Raw genomic sequence first — 19617 nt, 5'->3', positions numbered from 1 at the left:
GGCGCCGACGGCCGCCCGGACCTGTGGACGACGAGCCTGTGGACGACCCGGGGCCCGGACCGGCCGAGACCGGATCAAGACCGGATCAAGAGGGACAACGACTGAGTCGACGTGAGCGTGCCCGCACCGCCCGCATACGATGTGCGCGAAGTCTCCGCTCCGACCCCGATGGATAGGTCCCCAGAAGATGAGCAGCCTCCACTCCGCCGCCGCCACCCTGGTCACGCTCGCCGAGGGCTCCGAGCACGGCGGCAACCACGAGAGCCTCAACCCCTACGTCGTCGGCGGCGGTGCCCTGCTCGCCCTGCTGCTGATGCTGTGGATCACCACGCGCTTCAACCGCGACCGCTGAGGCGGTGAGCGCCGGGACGGGCCGGAGCGCGGTGCCGTTAGGCTCTGCACGCATGGGAGAGCAGGAAGTGCCGAGGAGTCCCGGCAAACGCCGACTGGGCGTCATGGGCGGGACATTCGACCCGATCCACCACGGACACCTGGTGGCCGCCAGCGAGGTGGCCGCCTTGTTCCATCTCGACGAGGTCGTCTTCGTACCGACCGGGCAGCCGTGGCAGAAGACCCACAAGACGGTTTCGCCCGCCGAGGACCGCTATCTGATGACGGTCATCGCCACGGCGTCGAACCCCCAGTTCTCGGTCAGCCGCATCGACGTCGACCGGGCCGGTCCGACGTACACGATCGACACGCTGCGTGAGCTGCACGCACTCAATCCCGACGCCGATCTGTTCTTCATCACCGGCGCCGACGCGCTCTCCCAGATCATGCCGGGCTGGCGCAACGCCGAAGAGCTGTTCTCCCTGGCCCACTTCATCGGAGTCACCCGGCCCGGCCACGACCTGTCGGACGACGGTCTGCCCAAGGGCGGGGTCTCCCTCGTCGAGGTGCCCGCGCTCGCCATCTCGTCGTCGGATTGCCGCACGAGGGTCGCGCACGGCGATCCCGTCTGGTATCTGGTGCCGGACGGTGTGGTGCGCTACATCGCCAAGCGCCAGTTGTACCGCGGCGAGTGAGCCACGGAGAGGGGCACCGGTGAACGACCAGAACAACCCGTACGACCCGTACCACCCGTCGCAGCCGCAGCTCATCGGCTACGACGAGTACGGGCAGCCGGTGTACCAGCAGGCTGAGGGGTCACAGCAGCCACCGCAGCAGTCCGCGCACTACGACCCCTACGCGGCGCAGCAGCCCCCGCCCCAGCAGCCGTACGGGCAGGGCTACGACCCGTACGGTCAGGGCCAGGCCTATCCCCAGCCCCAGCCCCACGCCTACGACTACGGCCAGACCCCGGGCTACGGCCAGGACGGGTACGCCGACGGCTACGGTGCCCGGCCGTGGCAGGAGCCCGCCCCGCACCAGCCCCAGGCCTCCGAGCCGCCCGGGCATCAGCCCGGCGGCCCCCAGCAGACCACCGTCACACCCGCGGCAGCACCGCCCGCCCCGGGCTCCGTTCCCGGGGCGGTTCCGGAGCAGCGCCGGCCCGCCCCCGGTGCGGACATCCCCCGCCAGACGTCCCCGGCCCCCGGGCCAGGCGGCCCGGACGGGACCGACGACTACCGGACCGAGCAGTTCTCCTTCGTCGAGGAGCCCGACGAGGACTCCGAAGACGTCATCGACTGGCTGAAGTTCACCGAGAGCCGCTCGGAGCGCCGGGAGGAGGCCAAGCGCCGCGGCCGGAACCGGGTCATCGCGCTCGTCGTCGTCCTCGCCGTCGCCCTCATCGGAGGGACCGGCTACCTCTGGACCGCCGGCCTCCTCCCCGGCTTCTCCGAGGAGGACTCCCGCACGGGCGGAACCGCCGCCACCGGGCCTCAGAAGCGGGCGGTGATCGTGCTGCACCTGCACAACACCAAGGACGAGGCCACCTCCACGGCCCTCCTGGTCAGCAACGAGACGACCAAGCAGGGTACGACCGTCCTGCTGCCCAACGCCCTGGCCGTGGCCAACGACGACGGGACGACCACCACCCTCGCCAAGTCCGTCGAGGACGACGGCTCCTCCGGCACGCGTGAGGCGATCGGCACCCTCCTCGGCACCGAGATCACCGGCACGTGGCGGCTGGACACCCCGTACCTGGAGAACCTCGTCGAACTGGTCGGCGGCATCGAGGTGGACACCGACACCGCGGTGCCCGGCGCCAAGAAGGACGAGGATCCGCTGGTGGAGAAGGGTGAGAACACGACCCTCGACGGGCGCGGAGCCGTCGCGTACGCCACGTACAGGGGTCCCGACGAGTCCGAGAACCGGCAGCTCCAGCGGTTCGGGCAGGTCGTGCACGGTGTGCTGCGCAAGCTGTCGGACGACCCCAGGAACGCGACCATGACCGTCGAGTCGCTGGCGCAGATCCTGGACCCGTCGCTGCCGGAGAAGGACCTCGGCGCGTCACTGGCCAAACTCGCCGAGTACGCCAAGGCGGGCGACCACAAGACGGCGCTGCTGCCCGTCCAGGGTGACGGGCGGCTCAGCGGGGACGACAGCCGCAGCGTCGTCAAGGACATCCTCGGCGGCTCCGTCACCGCGCCCGAGCAGGGCTCCGTCGTCCGGGTCGCGGTCCGCGACGCCACCGGCGACGAGGCCACGGAATCCGCCCGCATCGTCCTGGTCAACGGCGGCTACGCCGTCATCGACAGCGGCAAGGGCGGATCGGCGCCCGCCTCCGAGGTCCTGTACGGCGACGACGCGCGCAAGCCCATGGCCCAGGAGGTCGCCAAGACCCTCGGCCTGCCGGCGGGGGCGGTGAAGAAGGGCGAGGGCGCGGCGAACGCGGATGTCACCGTCGTCCTCGGTGACGACTACAAGGCCCGGTAGCCGCCACGGCGCACCACGGGCACGCGCGCGTACCCGTGGTGCGCCGTAATGGTGTGCGGTGGCTCCGGTGGTACGTGAGACCCTTGAAGTGTTCTTGACCGCCGACGAAAGCCTGCTTGTGACCGCCACCGACCGATCCATCGCGCTTGTGAACGCCGCCGCCCAGGCGGCCGCCGACCGCCTCGCGCACGACATCATCGCCTACGACGTCAGTGACGTCCTGTCGATCACCGACGCCTTCCTGCTGGCTTCCGCGCCCAGCGACCGCCAGGTCAAGTCGATCGTCGACGAGATCGAGGAGCGGCTCCAGAAGGAGCTCGGCGCCAAGCCCGTCCGCCGCGAGGGCGACCGCGAGGCCCGCTGGGTGCTGCTGGACTACGTGGACATCGTCGTTCACGTGCAGCACAGCGAGGAGCGGGTCTTCTACGCGCTTGAGCGGCTCTGGAAGGACTGCCCCGAGCTGCCGCTCCCCGAGGACGCCGTCAAGACCCGCGGCAAGGCCGCCGAGCACGCCCGCCTCACCGGTGCCGACGGTTCCGGCCCGGACGGTGGTGAGCTGCGCTGAGCGGCCACAAGGGCGGCAGAGGCCGCCGTATCGTCCTCTGGCGCCACGGCCAGACCGCCTGGAACCTGGAGCGCCGCTTCCAGGGCAGTACGGACATCGAGCTCACCGAGACCGGCCTCGCCCAGGCGCGCCGGGCCGCCCGGCTCCTCGCGGCCCTCAAGCCGGACGCGATCATCGCCTCCGACCTGAAACGTGCCTCGGCCACCGCCGCGGAGCTCGCCGCGGTCACCGGACTGCGGGTCAGCCACGACTCCGGGCTCCGCGAGACGTACGCGGGCGAGTGGCAGGGGCTGACCCACGAGGAGATCCTCGCCCGGTACGGGGACGAGTACCGGGCGTGGAAGCGCGGCGAACCGGTCCGCCGTGGCGGCGGCGAGCTGGAGACCGAGGTCGCCGACCGCGCCGCGCCCGTGGTCCTCCGGCACGCGGAGAAGCTCGCCGGGGAAGGCACGCTCGTCGTGGTCAGTCACGGTGGCACCATCCGCACCACCATCGGCCGCCTCCTCGCGCTGGAACCGCACAGCTGGGAGAGCCTCGGGGGGCTGACCAACTGCTGCTGGTCCGTCCTGGGCGAAGGCGCCCGTGGCTGGCGTCTGCTGGAGCACAACGCCGGCACGCTGCCGGAACCGGTCCTCGGCGACGACGACTGAGTCGAGCGGCCGGCCTGCGCGCACGGCCGCCGGCGCGACGGACGACCGCCCACGACGGCTGAGCCCCACGGACCGCCCGGCCCGGATTTCGCTTTCGGGCGGGGGACAGGCTAAAGTTCTTCTTGTTCGCAGCGCGGAGCGCGAAGAACACAAGGGGCTATAGCTCAGTTGGTAGAGCGCTTGCATGGCATGCAAGAGGTCAGGAGTTCAATTCTCCTTAGCTCCACAGTCCGGAATCCCGTCCCCAGCAGGGGGCGGGATTTCTGTTTGCCGCCCGTCCGGTACGGCCCGCCGCCATGGCAGAATCGGACGGCCGGAGGGGGCGACAGCTGGAGCTGAGTGATGGGTGCACACAGGAGGAAGTGCGACTGGTGCGGCAGCGGTACGCCGATCGTCCGTGACATGGACCCGGTCAACCCCGACTACCAGTACTGGTGTGAGGAATGCGCGCGGGCGCTGATCATAAAGGGCGACCCGATCGAGACATATCGGGAACTCGAGGGCGAACCCATCTATGGGCGGCTCCTGGACGAGCACTGCACCCTCAAGCGCTTCTACTCCTTCGCCACGGCCTGAACGTCCACACCCCGTGAGCCCCGCGGGCCTCCCGCGGCCCGCGCGCGAAGCACCGGGACGGCGAGCGCGGCCAACAGGCCGACCCCCAGCAGTGTGTAGAGCCCCGACAGCAGCATCTGCCAGGCGTTCTGGTGCAGTTCGAGCCGCACCGGAGCAGGTGCGTGCGGCACCCACCACAGCGCGTTCGACGCGAACACCAGCGCCGCTCCCGCCGTCCACACCGGCCTCGCCCGCACCGCGAGCAGCACCAGCAGCGGCACACACCACACCCAGTGGTGTGACCAAGAGATCGGGCTGACCAGCAGCCCGGTCACCGCGCACGCCACCACCGCCACCGGCCGGTCCTCGCGCAGCGCCGCCCGTACCGCGACCGCCAGTCCCAGTACGGCCACCGGAACCGCCACGACCAGCCACCACACCCCCGGGTCCGTGGTGTGCGCCAGCCGTGCCAGCACTCCGCTCAACGACTGGTTGGCCGTCTCCTCCGTCCGGCCCACCCGGCTCGTCTCGAAGATCATCTCGGTCCAGAACCGGCGCGAGTCGTACGGCAGGACGACCGCCGCGGCCACCGTCACCGACAGGAACGCCCCTGCCGCCCGCACCGCCCGCCGCAGCCACGGGTTCCACCGGCCCGGCCGGCCCTCCCGTCGTGCGCGTGCCACCCCGGTGAGGACCAGCATCACCACGAAGAGCCCGGGCGTCAGCTTCACCGCCGTGGCCAGGCCGATGCCGACCCCCGCCCAGGGGCTCCGGTCCCTGCGTGTCAGGTCCCACAGCACGGCCACCGCGATCAGCAGATTGATCTGCCCGTACCGGAACGTCTGCCACACCGGCTCGCACCACACCACGACCGCCGCCACCCACAGCGCCGCCCCCGGCCGCTCCAGCAGCGCCGCCGCCCGGCCCCGCCGCAGCGGGCCGGAGCGGACCAGCCGTACGGACAGGTGGGCCAGCGCCACCAGCAGCAACAGGTTCCCCAGCGTCGCCAGCTCCCGCATCTCCTGCACCCCGAACAGCGTCAGCGGGGTGAAGAGGAGGGCCGCGAACGGCGGATACGTCGTCGGCAGGTTCGCGGACGTGACCCGCATCGCGTACAGGTCGCCGCCCGCCAGGACGGTCTCGCCCTCGGCCCGGTACACGGACAGGTCGAGCATGTTCGCGTGCGAGGCGCGCTGCGCTATCCAGAAGGCGGCGAAGGAGAGCAGACAGGCCGACAGGGCCGCCCAGGGCAGGCCCTTCACGCGCGTCCGCACAGTCACGGTCGTGGTCACGTGGGGCGACGCTACCGCGCCCGCCGCGCGGCACGGACCGCCGCAGGTCAACGGGGCGGGGCGCCCGCCGGGCGGCGGTCGGACAATCGATTTGGAGATTCTCCCGGGAACCCCGTAATGTTCTCTGTGTCGCCGCGAGGGGAACCGAGAGGGAAGCCGAGCAGGGCGGCAGACAACACAACAAGGGGCTATAGCTCAGTTGGTAGAGCGCTTGCATGGCATGCAAGAGGTCAGGAGTTCAATTCTCCTTAGCTCCACAGCGGAAGAGGCGGGCCACCCGGATCGGGTGGCCCGCCTCCTTCATGTCGTCGTCAACTCCGGCCGGTGCCCAGAGCCTTGCGGCTCACCGGGGGCAGCGCGGGCCGCTCCGCCGGGCGCGCCGCGCCGCCGCCGGACGCCTGCTCCAGCCGCAGCGCCAGCGCCGGGCACCGCCGTACGGCGCGCTGTGCCCTTCCCTGCAGGTGGGTGGGCACCGACGTGTCCGCGAGCACCGGGAAACCGTCAGCGCCCATCCGGATGAGTTCGGGCGCGAGATCCGCGCACAGCCCGTGCCCCTGGCACAGCGTCCAGTCCACGGCCAGCCGCTCCCCGCTCGGAATGGACTCCTCCGCCTCCTGGTAGCCGGGCTCGGGCAGCGGCAGCACGCCCGTCGTCGGCCGCCCGCAACCCCCGTTCAGCACATGCGTGGCCAGATCGTCCGTGAACGCCGACAGCGTCGACGCGAAGAAGCGGGCCGAACCGTCCGGATGCTTGCACGCGCCCCGCCCCTTCACGGCCTGGACGACCTCCCGCAGCGCCTCCAGCGCGGCGGCACCGCCCCCGTTCAGCACATCGGACAGCCCGCCCGCAGCCGCCGGCAGGCCCAGTCGGCACGGCCCGCACTGCCCCGCCGTCTCCGCGGCCAGCCAGTTCGCCACCCGCAGCGCCTCCCCCAGAGGGCAGGTCTCCGGGCCTATCGGCAGGATCGCGCCCGCGCCCAGAGAACCGCCCACGGCCGCCAGCGACGCCTTGGACACGACGGCGCCCTGCACGGCCATCGCGTCGATCCAGTTGCCGTGGTAGCCGCCCGTCAGCACTCCCTGAGGCATCGCGGGGGCCCCGGCGAGCTGGAGGACGTACGACAGCGGTACCCCCGTCGGGACCTCCACCACCATGGGCCGCGCCACCGCGCCGGACAGGGTCAGCAGGACCGTCCCCGGCTCGCCGTCCACACCCGCGAGGCCGTACCGGGAGGCGCCGGTCCGCGCCGCCACGGCCAGCTGGGCGAAGGTCTCCGCATTCGACAGCAGCGTCGGCGCCCCGCCCACCCCGGACTCCGAGGCCCGCTCACGCCGCCCCGGGGGCAGGGCGGGCCCCCCGCCCACGGCACGGATCACCGCCGACGCCTCCCCGGACACCATCCGCTCCGGCGTACGGACGACACGCGCGCGCAGCGGCTGCCCGCGTCGGTCCGAGAGCCCCCGTTCGGCCAGCGCCGCCCGGATGGACACCTCCGTCGAGTTACGGGTCACCGCCACCACCAGGGTGCGCGCGCCCAGCGCCTCGGCCGCCAGCAGCGCCCCGTCGAGAATCAGATGCGGCGCACGGTTGAGCAGCACGGTGTCCTTGCGGCAGGCCGGTTCGCCCTCACTGCCGTTGACCACGACGGCCGGCCGCACCCCGCGGCGGATCGCGGCCTCCGCCACCGCCCGCAGCTTCCTCGCGAACGGGAAGCCCGCACCACCGCGTCCCTTCAGGGAGATGTCCTCGGCGAGCTTGGCGAGCCGCTCCCCGCCGATCGGTTCGAGCGGGCCGTGCACCTTGAGGTGCATCGGCAGGTCGAGTCTCTCGACCAGGTCGAATCCCTGGGTGAGCTGGGGAAGGCCCACCACACGGACTTCGGGGACGTCGGGCAGCGGGGCGTTCACGGGCGGTCTCCTGCGGGTGCGGTCCACGGCTCACCGGTCGCCGGGCGGAGGAAGGGACCGGAGTCCGGCCCGGCGGGCGGCTCAGTGATGTTGTACGTGGCCGAGGCGGGGCTCTGTTCAGCCACGGGACCAGTCGGCCCGGACGCGGGGTCCCCGAACGGGGTGTACGCGCGAGTGGAAGCGGAAGGGGACTGAGCCGGCGGCGGCGGTGACGGGGTGGGCCAGTAACCGGGCCGTACGGAGGGTTCGTCGTCGATGACGGGCAGCTCTTCCGTCATGGGCACGCGCTCCGCGAACGGGATCGGCTGCGTCCGGTCGTCCGAGCCCGCCGGAGCGGCGGCCGGGACGTCCGGTCCGGCCCCGCCGCCGCGTGACACGGCCCGGTAGCCGGCGGAGATGCCTCCGCCGACGGTACGGCTGTCGGCGCGGGAACCGCCGTCGTACGGGGCCTTCGCCGTGCGGGCCTCGGCGCCGGGGGCGGCGAAGGCGCGGGCCTCGGCCTGGAGGGGGCGGGACACGCCGTCGAACACGCGAGGCTCGGGCTCGTACGGGTGCGGGCGCGGGGACTCGGCCGCCGCGTAGGCCACACCCGTCGCCCCCGGCAGCGGCTCCGTCGCGAGGTCCCGCCGGGCACGCCCCCGGCCACGCGCGCGCGGCGAGGCCGGGGCGCCGTCGGGGCCGTTCCCGGCCAGGGTGAGCACCTGGTCGGCCAGCCGCTGCCGGAGCGGCTCGGGAAGGAGCCGCACGGAGACGGCCACGGCGACCCCGAGCAGCGCGAGGCAGTACAGGCCGGTCACCCACCCGTCCGCCGGGCGGCCCGCGTACAGGCCGTGGACCAGAGCCGCGCACCAGGCCGGGTAGGCGAGCATGTGCAAGGGCCGCCAGCGGGCCGCGATGGCGCCCCGTCCGGCCAGTGTGCTGCGCAGGGCCCCGGTCGACGCGGCGACCACCATCAGCAGCCCGGCGAGCGAGCCGAAGCCGATGAGGCCTGCCGAACCGGTGACGCCCAGGCCGAAGGGTATGAGGGCGCCGATCAGCTCGACATGGCCGAGGGAGACCTTGACGGTGCCGTGCAGGAGCAGGAACCCGAGCGACGCGACGGCGGTACCCCGGTGGATGCCCTGGGCGAGCAGTCGCTGCCGGGGCGTGAGGAAGAGGCGGTCGGTGGCGACGATCGCCCAGGCGACCGACGCCGTCAGGGACACGAGAGCCAGGACACCCGTGCCGAAGTCGAGGAACTCGCGGAAACCGTCGCCTCCGACGACGGCCAGCAGAGGAAGGAGAACCAGGGCGGCCGCGTACAGCCCGCCCTGGACCGGCCTGCTCAGGCCCTCCTTCTCGGCGGGCGAGGATCGGATCTTGCGATGAGGGGTCATGGGCGACTCCGAGTGGTGCGGATGGGGTCCCGTTCGCGCATGCTAGGGCGACGCATACCGGTGAGTACGGAGTTTGTGCGTTTACCGTTGAGACTGGCCGACAACTGACTCGGAGGTTGCCCGGGAACGGGTCGATACGCCGAGTAACGGGTACGCTCCGCGTAGCGCGACGGTTACGCGACGGCGTGTGTCCGGCCCTTGGGATGTCCGGTGCGCCCGGGAAGGGGCCTGCGGTACCCTGACGCCATGCGTGCCGTACGCCTTCTGCTTACCGAGCCGCGCTGATCAGTGCCGACGGGTGAGGAAAACCCGTTCGGAATCGGCGCGGCTTCCCCTCCTGTGCGAGGGGCTTTTTCATTTCGCCGCCGCTGGACTCGGTGCTCGGTGTGACCCAGGCGGCGGCCGGCAGTGGGCAGAGACGATCGATGGAGCTTCAGAGGATCATGAGCGAGACGAATCAGGCTGCCGAGACGGCGGCCCCGCATCGTTACACGGCGGCCATGGCGGCCGAGATCGAGGCGCGCTGGCAGGACTTCTGGGACGTCGACGGCACGTACGAGGCGGCGAACCCGAGCGGCGACCTGGCAGGCGACCCGGCCGATGCGGCCAAGCCGAAGAAGTTCATCATGGACATGTTCCCGTACCCCTCGGGTGCGGGCCTGCACGTCGGCCACCCGCTGGGCTACATCGCCACCGATGTCTACGCCCGCCACCAGCGGATGACCGGCCACAACGTCCTGCACACCCTGGGCTTCGACGCGTTCGGCCTGCCCGCCGAGCAGTACGCCGTGCAGACCGGCACGCACCCGCGGGTGTCGACCGAGGCCAACATGGAGAACATGAAGGTCCAGCTGCGGCGGCTGGGCCTGGGCCACGACAGGCGCCGGTCGTTCGCCACGATCGACCCGGACTACTACAAGTGGACGCAGTGGATCTTCCTGCAGATCTTCAACTCCTGGTACGACACGGACGCGAAGAGGGCCCGGCCGATCGCTGAACTGGTCGCCCTGTTCGAGAGCGGCGAGCGTCCCGTACCCGGCACCACGCGCGCGTGGAGCGAGCTGAGCGCCGCCGAGCGTGCCGCCGTCCTGGGCGAGTTCCGTCTGGCGTACGCCTCCGACGCCCCGGTCAACTGGTGCCCCGGCCTGGGCACCGTCCTGGCCAACGAGGAGGTCACCGCCGACGGCCGCTCCGAGCGCGGCAACTTCCCGGTCTTCAAGGCGAAGCTGCGCCAGTGGAACATGCGCATCACCGCCTACGCCGACCGCCTGCTGGAGGACCTGGACGCGCTGGACTGGCCGGAGGCCATCAAGCTCCAGCAGCGCAACTGGATCGGCCGCTCCGAGGGCGCCCGTGTCGACTTCACGGTCGGCTCCGACGCGATCACCGTCTTCACCACCCGCCCGGACACGCTGTTCGGCGCCACCTACATGGTCCTGGCGCCCGAGCACGACCTGGTCGACGAGATCGTCCCGGACGCGTGGCCGGCCGGCACCCGGCCGCTGTGGACCGGCGGGCACGCCACCCCGGCGCTGGCCGTGGACGCCTACCGCAAGCAGGCCGCCGCCAAGTCCGACGTCGAGCGCCAGGCCGAGGCCAAGGAGAAGACCGGCGTCTTCACCGGCGCGTACGCGACCAACCCGGTCAGCGGTGCCCGGGTGCCGGTCTTCATCGCCGACTACGTGCTGATGGGCTACGGCACCGGCGCCATCATGGCCGTCCCCGCCCACGACACCCGTGACTTCGCGTTCGCGCGCGCCTTCGACCTGCCGATGCGCTGTGTCGTCGAGCCCACCGACGGCCGCGGCACCGACCCGGCCACCTGGGACGACGCGTTCGACTCGTACGACGCGAAGATCGTCAACTCGGCGGGCGGCCAGTCGTCCGGGTCCGGGGCCCTGTCCCTGGACGGCCTGGGTGTCGTCGAGGCCAAGGCCCGGATCACCGAGTGGCTGACCGAGCGGGGCATCGGCGAGGGCACCGTCAACTTCCGGCTGCGCGACTGGCTGTTCAGCCGCCAGCGGTACTGGGGCGAGCCCTTCCCGATCGTGTACGACGAGGACGGCGTCGCGCACCCGCTGCCCGAGTCCATGCTGCCGCTGGAGCTGCCCGAGGTCGACGACTACGCGCCGCGCACCTTCGACCCCGACGACGCCGACACCCAGCCCGAGACGCCGCTGTCCCGCAACGAGGACTGGGTCAACGTCACCCTGGACCTGGGCGACGGCCCCAGGCGCTACCGCCGCGAGACCAACACCATGCCCAACTGGGCCGGTTCCTGCTGGTACGAGCTGCGCTACCTGGACCCCCACAACAGCGAGAAGCTGGTCGACCCGGACATCGAGCGCTACTGGATGGGCCCCCGCGAGGGCATGCCCCACGGCGGCGTGGACCTGTACGTGGGCGGTGCCGAACACGCGGTACTGCACCTGCTCTACGCCCGGTTCTGGTCCAAGGTCCTGTTCGACCTGGGGCACGTCTCGTCCGCCGAGCCGTTCCACAAGCTGTTCAACCAGGGCATGATCCAGGCGTACGTCTACCGCGACGCCCGGGGTATCGCGGTCCCCGCCGCCGAGGTCGAGGAGCGCGACGGCGCCTTCTGGTATCAGGGGGAGAAGGTCAGCCGCGTCCTGGGCAAGATGGGCAAGTCCCTGAAGAACGCCGTCACCCCGGACGAGATCTGCGCCGAGTACGGCGCCGACACCCTGCGCCTGTACGAGATGGCCATGGGTCCCCTGGACGTGTCCCGCCCCTGGGACACGCGCGCGGTGGTGGGCCAGTTCCGGCTGCTGCAGCGGCTGTGGCGCAACATCGTCGACGAGGCCACCGGCGAGCCGACCGTGGTCGACGCCGAGCCGGACGAGGACACCCTGCGGGCCCTGCACAAGGCCATCGACGGTGTCGCCCAGGACATGTCCGCGATGCGCTTCAACACGGCCATCGCCAAGATCACCGAGCTGAACAACCACCTGACCAAGACCGGCGGCCCGGTTGCCCGGTCCGTGGCGGAGCGGCTGGTGCTGCTGGTCGCCCCGCTGGCGCCGCACGCCGCGGAGGAGCTGTGGCACAAGCTGGGCCACACCGACTCCGTCGTCCACCAGGACTTCCCGGTGGCCGATCCGGCGTACGTCGTCGACGAGACCGTGACCTGTGTCGTGCAGGTCAAGGGCAAGGTCAAGGCCCGCCTGGAGGTCTCCCCGTCCATCGGCGACGCCGACCTGGAGGCGCAGGCCCTGGCTGCGCCCGCCGTCGTCGCCGCGCTGGACGGAGCCGGAATCCGCAAGGTCATCGTGCGGGCGCCGAAGCTGGTCAACATCGTCCCGGCGTAACCGGTCCTGACACCCGCGGCCCGCGTCCGGGCCGCTCGGCCCGGGCTCCCGGGTTTCCCCCTACGGGCAGGTTGGGGGTTCCCACGGAACCGCCGGCCTGCCCGTTCCGTTTACGGTGGAGGGGAACAACAACACCGAGGGGACTTCATGGAGACCGTGTTCGTCATCCTGGCGCTGCTGTTCCTCGCCTTGGTCGCACTCGGTGTGTATGCGTGCGTGAAGGTGATCGGAGCCGCGAAACGGGGTGTCGACCGGACCATCGGCCAGGCCAGGCGCGCCGTCGAGGACACCACCCTGAAGGCGAAGAGCTACGGACAGGGCGGCGTCGTGGGCGAGCTCGCCCAGCTGCGCCTGTCCCTGCGCACGTCGATGCGGTCGACCCAGGACGCCCTGGAGGCCGGTGCCAAGGAGGACGTCTCGCTCCAGGAGTCCCTGGAGCTGTTCCGGCGGCTGAGCGCCCACGGTCACGAACTCGACGACGAGCTGCGCCGCCTGGAGCGGGACCCGGACCGGACGCGGGTCGCGCAGCAGTTGCCGGAACTGCGGGAACGCACCCGCAGGGTCACCGAGTCCGCCGACTCGCTGCGCTGGGCGGCCCACGACCGGGCCCGCAGGTTCGCCCAGGACGACCTGGAGACGCTCAGCGAGCAGATCGGCATGGAGGCCGGGGCGCTGCGCCACTGGTCCGAGCCCGCCGTCGGCTCTGACGGGACGGCGGGGCCGGTGGGTGCGGACGGCCGGGACCGGACACGTGTGTCGTGGCCGCAGGCCCCGGCCGACGAGGCGTCCGGCCAGGTCTGGCCCGCCGGACCGGACGCGGACCATGCCGTGACGGAGTCCGGAGCCGACCGGCGTGACGGCGGGGCCGCCCGTGACGGGCAGGCGAGCGGGGGAGACCGGCCCGCGATCACCGGGCGGGATCCGCGGCTGGACCTGGGCCACCCCTGGGAGAAGGCGCCGCGGCGCGAGACGTCCGACTGAGCGTTCACCCGACCGCGTGCGGTGACGGTCCGCGTGTGCCGGGCGGCATGGCGGAAGACGGTATCGAGGGCGTCGAGCGGACCTGGCTGCCTTTGAGGGCCGCCTGCGGGTAATCTCCCGCTCATGTCCCGCCATGTCGCTATCGTCACCGATTCCACGGCCTATCTCCCGCCGCAGACGATGGAGCGGCACGGTATCACCGCGGTTCCGCTGACCGTCGTCCTCGGTGACCGCGCGCTCGAAGAAGGCACCCAGATCTCCGCTCTCTCGCTCGCGGACGCCCTGCAGAAGCGACACCCCGTCACCACCTCCCGCCCGAGCCCCGAGACCTTCGCGTCCCATTACCGGACCCTCGCGGAGTCCGGTGCCACCGGGATCGTCTCGCTCCATCTGTCGGGCGAACTGTCGGGCACATACGAGGCGGCGCTCCTGGCCGCACGGCAGGCGCCTGTGCCCGTAAGGGTCGTGGACACCGGGATGGTCGCGATGGCGCTGGGCTTCTGCGCCCTGGCGGCGGCCGAGGCGGTCCGCGCCGGCGCCACACCGGACGAGGCCGTCGCGGCGGCGGAGAAGCGGGCCGCCGGAACCTCGGCGTACTTCTATGTCGACACCCTGGACTTCCTGCGGCGCGGCGGACGCATCGGAGCCGCCCGCGCCCTGCTCGGCTCCGCGCTGGCCGTGAAACCGCTGCTGGAACTGACGGGGGGGCGTATCGAACCGTGCGAGAAGGTGCGGACCGCGTCGAAGGCCATCGCCCGGCTGGAGGAGATCGCCGTGGAACGGGCGGGCGCCGCCCCCGTGGACATCGCGGTGCACCATCTGGCGGCGGCCGAGCGGGCCGAAGCCCTCGCGGCACGACTGCGTGAGAGAGTCAGCGGACTGACGGACCTTCATGTCAGCGAGGTCGGTGCCGTGATCGGCGCGCACACAGGACCCGGGCTCCTCGGGGTGGTCGTCTCCCCACACTGATCTCATGCGTGTGGGTGACCGGGTTATTCACAGCCATCAGGTTTTCCACGGATTCGACATTGCTTTCCGCGGGTTCCGCCGCCTTCACCTACCGTGCTGTGCATGACGAATGAATCACACTCTGTAATCGTGGTGGGCGGGGCCTCAGATGCTTCGGCGTCGGCGCGCCCCCGGCGTTCAGGCGCCACGAGCGGCCCCGGCCGGGCCCGGGGAAGCGACGGCCGTACCCGCGGTCGGCACCGTGCTCCGACGCGGGGGCGGGTACGGGCCTCCACCCCGCAGGCGGCGGCTCCTGCGGGATTACGGCTCCGGGCCGAGGCGCTGCTCGCGGGGACCGATCCGCCGCCACCCGGCAACGACCGCCCGGCCGACGCCAAGGCGGGCGGTGAGCCGCCGGGGCGGGAGCCCAGACCGGCTCGGCAGTGGGAACGGGCCCGGGCACCGGGTCGGACCCCGGAGCCGGAGAAGAGCGGAGGACCAGAGGCGGGGGCCGGAGAAGCGGGGGCGCCGCTGGGACGCCGCGAGAGGTGGCGGCTGGCGGCGCGTGAGCGGCTGCCGGTGTGGCTGGGCAGCAGGTGCGGCATGGAACGCAGGACGCTGGCCGCGCTGTCCGTCGTCCTCCTGGTGGCCGTGGTCCTCGCGGGGCGGTACTTCTGGGCCGGGCGCCCGGAGGCCGTGCGGGCCCCGGACACGGTCGGTCACGCCGTGCCCGCGCCCGCGGCGCCGACGAGCGCCGCAGCACCCGCGGCGGCGGACGGCCCTCCCCGGCCAGTCCCGGCTGCCGGGGCGTCGCCGGACATGGTCGTGGTCGATGTGAGCGGCAAGGTGCGGAAGCCGGGCGTGCTGCGTCTGCCGCCCGGCTCACGAGTGGTCGACGCGCTGCGGGCGGCGGGCGGCGTCCGGCCGGGAGCCGATGTGACCGCGCTCAACAGGGCCCGGGTGCTGCTGGACGGTGAGCACGTGGTGGTGGGCGTCCCCGGGGCGGCCCCGGGACCCGTGGCCGCCGCGGTCTCCGCTCCGACAGGGGGAGTTCCGTCCGGATGGGTCAGCCTCAGCACGGCGACTGTGGAACAGCTCGACACACTGCCCGGTGTCGGTCCGGTTCTGGCCCGGCATATCGTCGACCACCGCACACGCCACGGCGGTTTCCGGTCGGTGGACGAACTGCGCGAGGTACGCGGCATCGGTGACCGACGACTCGCGGACCTGCGCCCTCTCGTCCGGCCATGACGACGGCGGAGGGCGGGGTGCATGCGGCCGGAGTGCGCGGCGCACCGGCGGAGGGGCCCTGGGCGGCACGTGACGCACCGGCGCCGGGGACGCGGGCACCGGAGGCGGAGACGGGGGCGCATGGCACCTGGACGCCCGGGGCGGCGGCGCCTGGTGCACCCGGGCCCGGGGCGGGGCCGCCCGGGGCGAGGGTGCCTGCGGGAGGAGCACCTGGGGTTACAGGGCCTGACGTGGAGCCTGTTGAGGTGACGGGACTTGGAGCCGAGGCGGCCGGGGGCGGCGCGCCAGAGGCAACGGCGGCTGGCGCGACGAGGCCGGGGCCGGCGCCGTCAGGGGGCGGACTCGTACGGGCGCCCGGGACGGCGGCAGCCCGGGCGGGGATGGCCGGGACGGAGACGGTGCGGGGGACCGTGCGGGCGGCTTCGGGGGGCCGGCGCGGTGTGGCCGGTGCCCGCCGGGAGGGACCCGTCGACCTGAGGCTCGTGGGACCTGCACTGGCCGCGTGGGCCGCTGCGGCGCTCACCCTGGGCGCCCCGGGGGGCGGGACCGCCCTGGCCGTGGGGCTGTGCGGGGTGGTGGCCGGTGTTCTGCTCCTGAGGCCGAGACGGCGCGGCCGGTGGCGGGGGACCGCGGTCGCCGCGGCGGGGGTGCTGCTGGGCGCGGCGGCGGGCGCGGCCTCGGCGGGGCTGCACGGCGCCGACCTGAGAAGGGGGCCGGTGCCCGGGCTCGCGGAGGAACACGCGCGTGTCGTCGCGGACGTGACGGTCACGTCCGACCCGCGCCGCTCCGCGCCCAGGGTGCACGGCAACCGCACCGCCGATGCCTCCGTTCTCACGAACGCCGAGGTGACGGAGGTGACGGCACCCGACGGCGCGGTCACCCGGGTGCGCACACCCGTCCTGCTGATCACCCGGCTCCCGTCCGGGGAGCGGGGCGGGAGCGGCGGGTGGGAGCCGAACGCCGAGGCACGCAGGACAGCAGACACAGACGAGGAGGTGACGTCCGCATGGATGCGGTTGCTGCCGTCCACCGGGCTCCGGCTGAGCGGGCGGCTGGCCCCACCGCGACGGCCGGGCGATCCGTACGGGGCGGCGCTGTACGTCGACGGGGGGCCGCCGAGGATCACCACACCGCCGAACGCGGTGCAGCGCGCCGCGGGGAGCCTGCGCGAGGGGCTGCGTACGGCGACCGACGGGCTGCCGCCGGATCCGCGGGCGCTGCTCCCGGGGCTGGTCGTCGGGGACACGACGCGGATGACCCAGGACCTGCGCGCCGCTTTCGAGACGACGGACCTGACGCACCTGACGGCCGTGTCCGGCAGCAACCTGAGCATCGTGCTGATCCTGCTCATCGGGCCGGCCGGGATGGCGCTGCACGCGGAGCGGCGTGGGATGGCTCCGCGGCTGGGGCTGTCGCTGCGGGTGACGGCGGTGGCGGGCGGCGCGTTGACGCTCGCGTTCGTGCTGGTGTGCCGCCCGGACCCGAGCGTGCTGCGGGCCGCGGCATGCGGGCTGGTCACGCTGCTGGCCATCGGAACCGGGCGTCGCAGGTCACTGATCCCGGCGCTGGCGGCGGCGGTTCTCCTGCTGGTGCTGTACGAGCCGTGGCTGGCGCGGAGTTACGGATTCCTGCTGTCGGTGCTGGCGACGGGAGCGCTGCTGGCCATCGCCCCGCGCTGGAGCGCCGCGCTGAGGGCCCGCCGGGTGCCGGCTCGGGTCGCGGAGGCGCTGGCCGCGGCTGCTGCCGCACAGGCGGTGTGCGCGCCGGTGGTGGCGGTGTTTGCGGCGCGGGTCAGCCTGGTCGCGGTGCCGTGCAACCTGTTCGCGGAGTTCGCGGTGGCGCCTGCGACGGTCCTCGGGTTCGTCACGCTCGCCCTGGCGCCGGTGGCGATGCAGGCCGCCCGGCTCGTGGCCGAGTGCGCCGCCTGGCCGACCGGTTGGGTGGCCGCCGTCGCCCGGACGGGGGCGGCGCTGCCCGGGGCACGGGTGGACTGGCCCGACGGCTGGTGGGGAGGGCTGCTGCTGGCCGCTGTGACGGTGGTGCTCCTGGCGGCCGGACGGCGGCTCGCCGGCCGGCCCTGGGTGCTGCTGGGCTGCGCCGTCCTGCTCCTGGTCGCCGTCGTGAGGCCGGTGCCGCTGACCCGGCTCGTCGTCGGGTGGCCGCCGCCCGGATGGGTGTTCGCCCTGTGCGACGTGGGTCAGGGCGACGCCATGGCGCTGGCGGCCGGAGAGGGCGCGGCTGTCGTGGTGGACGCGGGGCCGGACCCGGAGTCGGCGGACCGATGTCTGCGCGAACTGGGGGTCCACCGGGTGCCGATGGTGCTGCTCACGCACTTCCACGCCGACCATGTGGCCGGGTTGCCGGGGGTGTTGCGCGGGCGGGATGTCGGGGTCGTCCAGACCACCGGGCTGCTGGCTCCGCCCGGCCGGGTGGCGTTCGTGCACCGGACCGCGGCGGCGGTGGAAGTCCCGGTGGTTCGCGCGGTGCCGGGGGAGCGGCGCAGGGCGGGCACGCTCGACTGGGAGGTGCTGTGGCCCCCCGATCCGGCGGGGACGACGGACTCCGGCGCTCTGGTCACCGCCCCGGACGAACCGAACGACGCCAGCGTCACGCTCCTCGTACGCACCCGGTCCGGCGTGAGCCTGCTGCTCCTCGGGGACCTGGAGCCCCCGGCACAGCGCGGCCTGACGAGGGCTCACCCGGATCTGCCGCCCGTGGACGTCCTGAAGGTCGCCCATCACGGGTCCGCCCACCAGGACCCCGGACTGCTGCACCGGGTCCGGCCACGGCTCGCCGTGGTGTCAGCGGGCCGGGACAACCCGTACGGACATCCCTCCCCCCGCACGCTCGCCGCACTGGAGGACTCGGGTGCCGCGGTACTGCGCACGGACCGGGACGGAGCCATCGCCGTGACCGGCGCGGGCCCGGATCTGCGAGCGGTGACCCGCAGGCGCCGCCTGCGTCGGGCTGCCGGGGCCGGGCCGCGCTCCGCGGCAGGGGGTCGGCGACGGCCAGGGCCGCACCGGACCGGGACGGCCTGGTCGCCGTGACCCGCACGGGCCCGTTGTCGTGGTCCGTGGATGCGGGCCGCGTCCCGGGACGGCCCGACCGCGCTGGGCCGCGTGCCGGCCGTGCCCGCGACGGCAGGCCGTGCCGGGCGCGACGTGCCGGGCGGGGCGCGCGCGGTGCTGTGATTTGTGGGGGCCCGGACCGGGTGCCGTGTGCCGTACGGCTGAGAGCCGTACGGCGGCGGCCGCACCGGGTCCGGAGCGCCCGGGGCCCGCGGTGCCCGCCGTGGCTGACGCCGGTCACGCAGTGCCACCCCCGCGACGGACCGTTCCGGGACTCAGATCAGCCAGGTGCCCTCGCGCATCAGCAGACGGTCGGCGAGTTCGTTCTCCTCACGCCAAGCCCGGACCGAACGGATGGTCACACGGAGGTAGAGCCACGCGTTCCCGGCGCGGGGGTCCCAGTTCAGTTTGCCCGCGAAGGCGTCCGCCGCCGCGGGGTCGAGGGCGTGGCCCTCGACGGCCTCCGCGTCGCCGTCGAGCAGCACGACGTCGCGGGTGTGGCCGAGGCTCAGCCGGACCCGCCCGCGGGGGGTGAGATTGCGGGCCGTGCGGTTGGTGCGGCGGGTGCACATCAGGAGGGCGCCCTCGTGCCACACGAACGAAAGCGGTGCCAGGAGCGGCTCGCCCGCCCCGGACGCGGTGGCCACCCACACGTCCTCGTCGCCTTCCAGCCGTGCCATGACGTCCTGCTTGCGCTGCTCCCGGCTGCGGGCCGGGGGAGCGGCCGTAGTGTTGTCGGTCATGATCGCGACGCTAGCCGTTCGGCCCCCGCCGCGCCTCGGGCATTGGCCCGAGGTCTGCGGCACTAGTGCTGTGACCGCATAGGTTCGCCGGGTTGCGGTTGGCGCTCGTGGTGGCTGGGCCGGTTGGAT

15 protein-coding genes and 2 tRNA genes are annotated in these 19617 nt (G+C 73.1%); 13 read left to right on the top strand and 4 right to left on the bottom strand.

Annotated features, from left to right (window positions below):
• Nucleotides 1-187: 187 nt before the first annotated feature.
• From I3F58_RS20940 to I3F58_RS20910, 7 genes are all read left to right on the top strand, one after another.
• Nucleotides 188-352, top strand: coding sequence for a hypothetical protein (locus tag I3F58_RS20940; protein ID WP_240110198.1), 165 nt, complete (start codon nucleotides 188-190; stop codon nucleotides 350-352).
• 52 nt (nucleotides 353-404) lie between these two features.
• Nucleotides 405-1025, top strand: a complete 621-nt coding sequence (nadD, locus tag I3F58_RS20935) for a nicotinate-nucleotide adenylyltransferase (protein ID WP_240110197.1) — start codon at nucleotides 405-407, stop codon at nucleotides 1023-1025.
• A 19-nt stretch (nucleotides 1026-1044) separates the two neighbouring features.
• Nucleotides 1045-2820, top strand: a complete 1776-nt coding sequence (locus tag I3F58_RS20930) for an LCP family protein (RefSeq protein ID WP_240110196.1) — start codon at nucleotides 1045-1047, stop codon at nucleotides 2818-2820.
• Nucleotides 2821-2938: 118 nt separating this feature from the next.
• Entirely contained in the window at nucleotides 2939-3385 is a 447-nt protein-coding gene (rsfS, locus tag I3F58_RS20925) for a ribosome silencing factor (RefSeq protein ID WP_240110222.1), read from the top strand.
• Nucleotides 3382-4035: a histidine phosphatase family protein gene (locus tag I3F58_RS20920; RefSeq protein WP_240110221.1), complete on the top strand. Its 654-nt coding sequence runs from the start codon at nucleotides 3382-3384 to the stop codon at nucleotides 4033-4035. The genes rsfS and I3F58_RS20920 overlap by 4 nt, the downstream gene beginning before the upstream one ends.
• Nucleotides 4036-4188: 153 nt before the next feature.
• Nucleotides 4189-4261, top strand: a tRNA-Ala gene (locus tag I3F58_RS20915).
• Between the two features lie 116 nt (nucleotides 4262-4377).
• Nucleotides 4378-4611 (top strand): hypothetical protein, encoded by a 234-nt coding sequence (locus I3F58_RS20910; protein ID WP_030494108.1) that lies wholly within the window; start codon nucleotides 4378-4380, stop codon nucleotides 4609-4611.
• On the opposite strand, the gene I3F58_RS20905 is transcribed toward I3F58_RS20910, so the two are convergent.
• Nucleotides 4590-5882 (bottom strand): glycosyltransferase 87 family protein, encoded by a 1293-nt coding sequence (locus tag I3F58_RS20905; RefSeq protein ID WP_240110195.1) that lies wholly within the window; start codon nucleotides 5880-5882, stop codon nucleotides 4590-4592. The two genes, I3F58_RS20910 and I3F58_RS20905, sit on opposite strands and share 22 nt — an antisense overlap.
• A 184-nt stretch (nucleotides 5883-6066) precedes the next feature.
• On the opposite strand from I3F58_RS20905, the gene I3F58_RS20900 reads away from it, so the two are divergent.
• Nucleotides 6067-6139, top strand: a tRNA-Ala gene (locus I3F58_RS20900).
• 54 nt (nucleotides 6140-6193) lie between these two features.
• Here I3F58_RS20900 and I3F58_RS20895 read toward each other — a convergent pair.
• Complete coding sequence (locus tag I3F58_RS20895) at nucleotides 6194-7789, bottom strand: NADH-quinone oxidoreductase subunit NuoF family protein (protein WP_240110194.1); 1596 nt, start codon at nucleotides 7787-7789, stop codon at nucleotides 6194-6196.
• On the bottom strand, nucleotides 7786-9165 hold the full coding sequence (locus I3F58_RS20890; protein WP_240110193.1) for a ferric reductase-like transmembrane domain-containing protein: 1380 nt from the start codon (nucleotides 9163-9165) through the stop codon (nucleotides 7786-7788). Before I3F58_RS20890 ends, I3F58_RS20895 begins: the two co-directional genes overlap by 4 nt.
• Nucleotides 9166-9608: 443 nt before the next feature.
• Between I3F58_RS20890 and leuS the strand changes: the two genes are divergently transcribed.
• The 5 genes from leuS to I3F58_RS20865 all read left to right on the top strand — a co-directional run bounded on the left by leuS (nucleotide 9609) and on the right by I3F58_RS20865 (nucleotide 18724).
• A complete protein-coding gene (gene leuS / locus I3F58_RS20885; RefSeq protein ID WP_240110192.1) occupies nucleotides 9609-12494 on the top strand; it encodes a leucine--tRNA ligase in 2886 nt (961 codons plus the stop codon).
• A gap of 147 nt (nucleotides 12495-12641) precedes the next feature.
• Nucleotides 12642-13475 carry a hypothetical protein gene (locus I3F58_RS20880; protein WP_240110191.1) on the top strand — a complete coding sequence of 278 codons (834 nt, stop codon included), beginning with the start codon at nucleotides 12642-12644 and terminating at the stop codon, nucleotides 13473-13475.
• Nucleotides 13476-13598: 123 nt separating this feature from the next.
• A complete protein-coding gene (locus tag I3F58_RS20875; protein WP_240110190.1) occupies nucleotides 13599-14444 on the top strand; it encodes a DegV family protein in 846 nt (281 codons plus the stop codon).
• Between the two features lie 582 nt (nucleotides 14445-15026).
• On the top strand, nucleotides 15027-15674 hold the full coding sequence (locus tag I3F58_RS29860; RefSeq protein WP_374208013.1) for a helix-hairpin-helix domain-containing protein: 648 nt from the start codon (nucleotides 15027-15029) through the stop codon (nucleotides 15672-15674).
• Nucleotides 15675-16054: 380 nt separating this feature from the next.
• Entirely contained in the window at nucleotides 16055-18724 is a 2670-nt protein-coding gene (locus I3F58_RS20865) for a ComEC/Rec2 family competence protein (RefSeq protein WP_240110188.1), read from the top strand.
• Nucleotides 18725-19020: 296 nt separating this feature from the next.
• On the opposite strand, the gene I3F58_RS20860 is transcribed toward I3F58_RS20865, so the two are convergent.
• Entirely contained in the window at nucleotides 19021-19488 is a 468-nt protein-coding gene (locus I3F58_RS20860) for a pyridoxamine 5'-phosphate oxidase family protein (protein ID WP_240110187.1), read from the bottom strand.
• Nucleotides 19489-19617: the final 129 nt, after the last annotated feature.

It is taken from the genome of Streptomyces sp. MUM 203J (assembly GCF_022414595.1).
Lineage (GTDB): Bacteria > Actinomycetota > Actinomycetes > Streptomycetales > Streptomycetaceae > Streptomyces.
The sequence above is the reverse complement of the archived record's forward strand: the minus strand, read 5'-3'. Positions and strand labels throughout refer to the sequence as shown.

Coding starts and splice junctions, on each gene's coding strand:
- I3F58_RS20940 (WP_240110198.1), top strand. CDS start 188: ATGAGCAGCCTCCACTCCGCCGCCGCCACCCTGGTCACGCTCGCCGAG.
- nadD (WP_240110197.1), top strand. CDS start 405: ATGGGAGAGCAGGAAGTGCCGAGGAGTCCCGGCAAACGCCGACTGGGC.
- I3F58_RS20910 (WP_030494108.1), top strand. CDS start 4,378: ATGGGTGCACACAGGAGGAAGTGCGACTGGTGCGGCAGCGGTACGCCG.
- I3F58_RS20890 (WP_240110193.1), bottom strand. CDS start 9,165: ATGACCCCTCATCGCAAGATCCGATCCTCGCCCGCCGAGAAGGAGGGC.
- leuS (WP_240110192.1), top strand. CDS start 9,609: ATGAGCGAGACGAATCAGGCTGCCGAGACGGCGGCCCCGCATCGTTAC.
- I3F58_RS20880 (WP_240110191.1), top strand. CDS start 12,642: ATGGAGACCGTGTTCGTCATCCTGGCGCTGCTGTTCCTCGCCTTGGTC.
- I3F58_RS20875 (WP_240110190.1), top strand. CDS start 13,599: ATGTCCCGCCATGTCGCTATCGTCACCGATTCCACGGCCTATCTCCCG.
- I3F58_RS29860 (WP_374208013.1), top strand. CDS start 15,027: ATGGAACGCAGGACGCTGGCCGCGCTGTCCGTCGTCCTCCTGGTGGCC.
- I3F58_RS20865 (WP_240110188.1), top strand. CDS start 16,055: ATGGCCGGGACGGAGACGGTGCGGGGGACCGTGCGGGCGGCTTCGGGG.
- I3F58_RS20860 (WP_240110187.1), bottom strand. CDS start 19,488: ATGACCGACAACACTACGGCCGCTCCCCCGGCCCGCAGCCGGGAGCAG.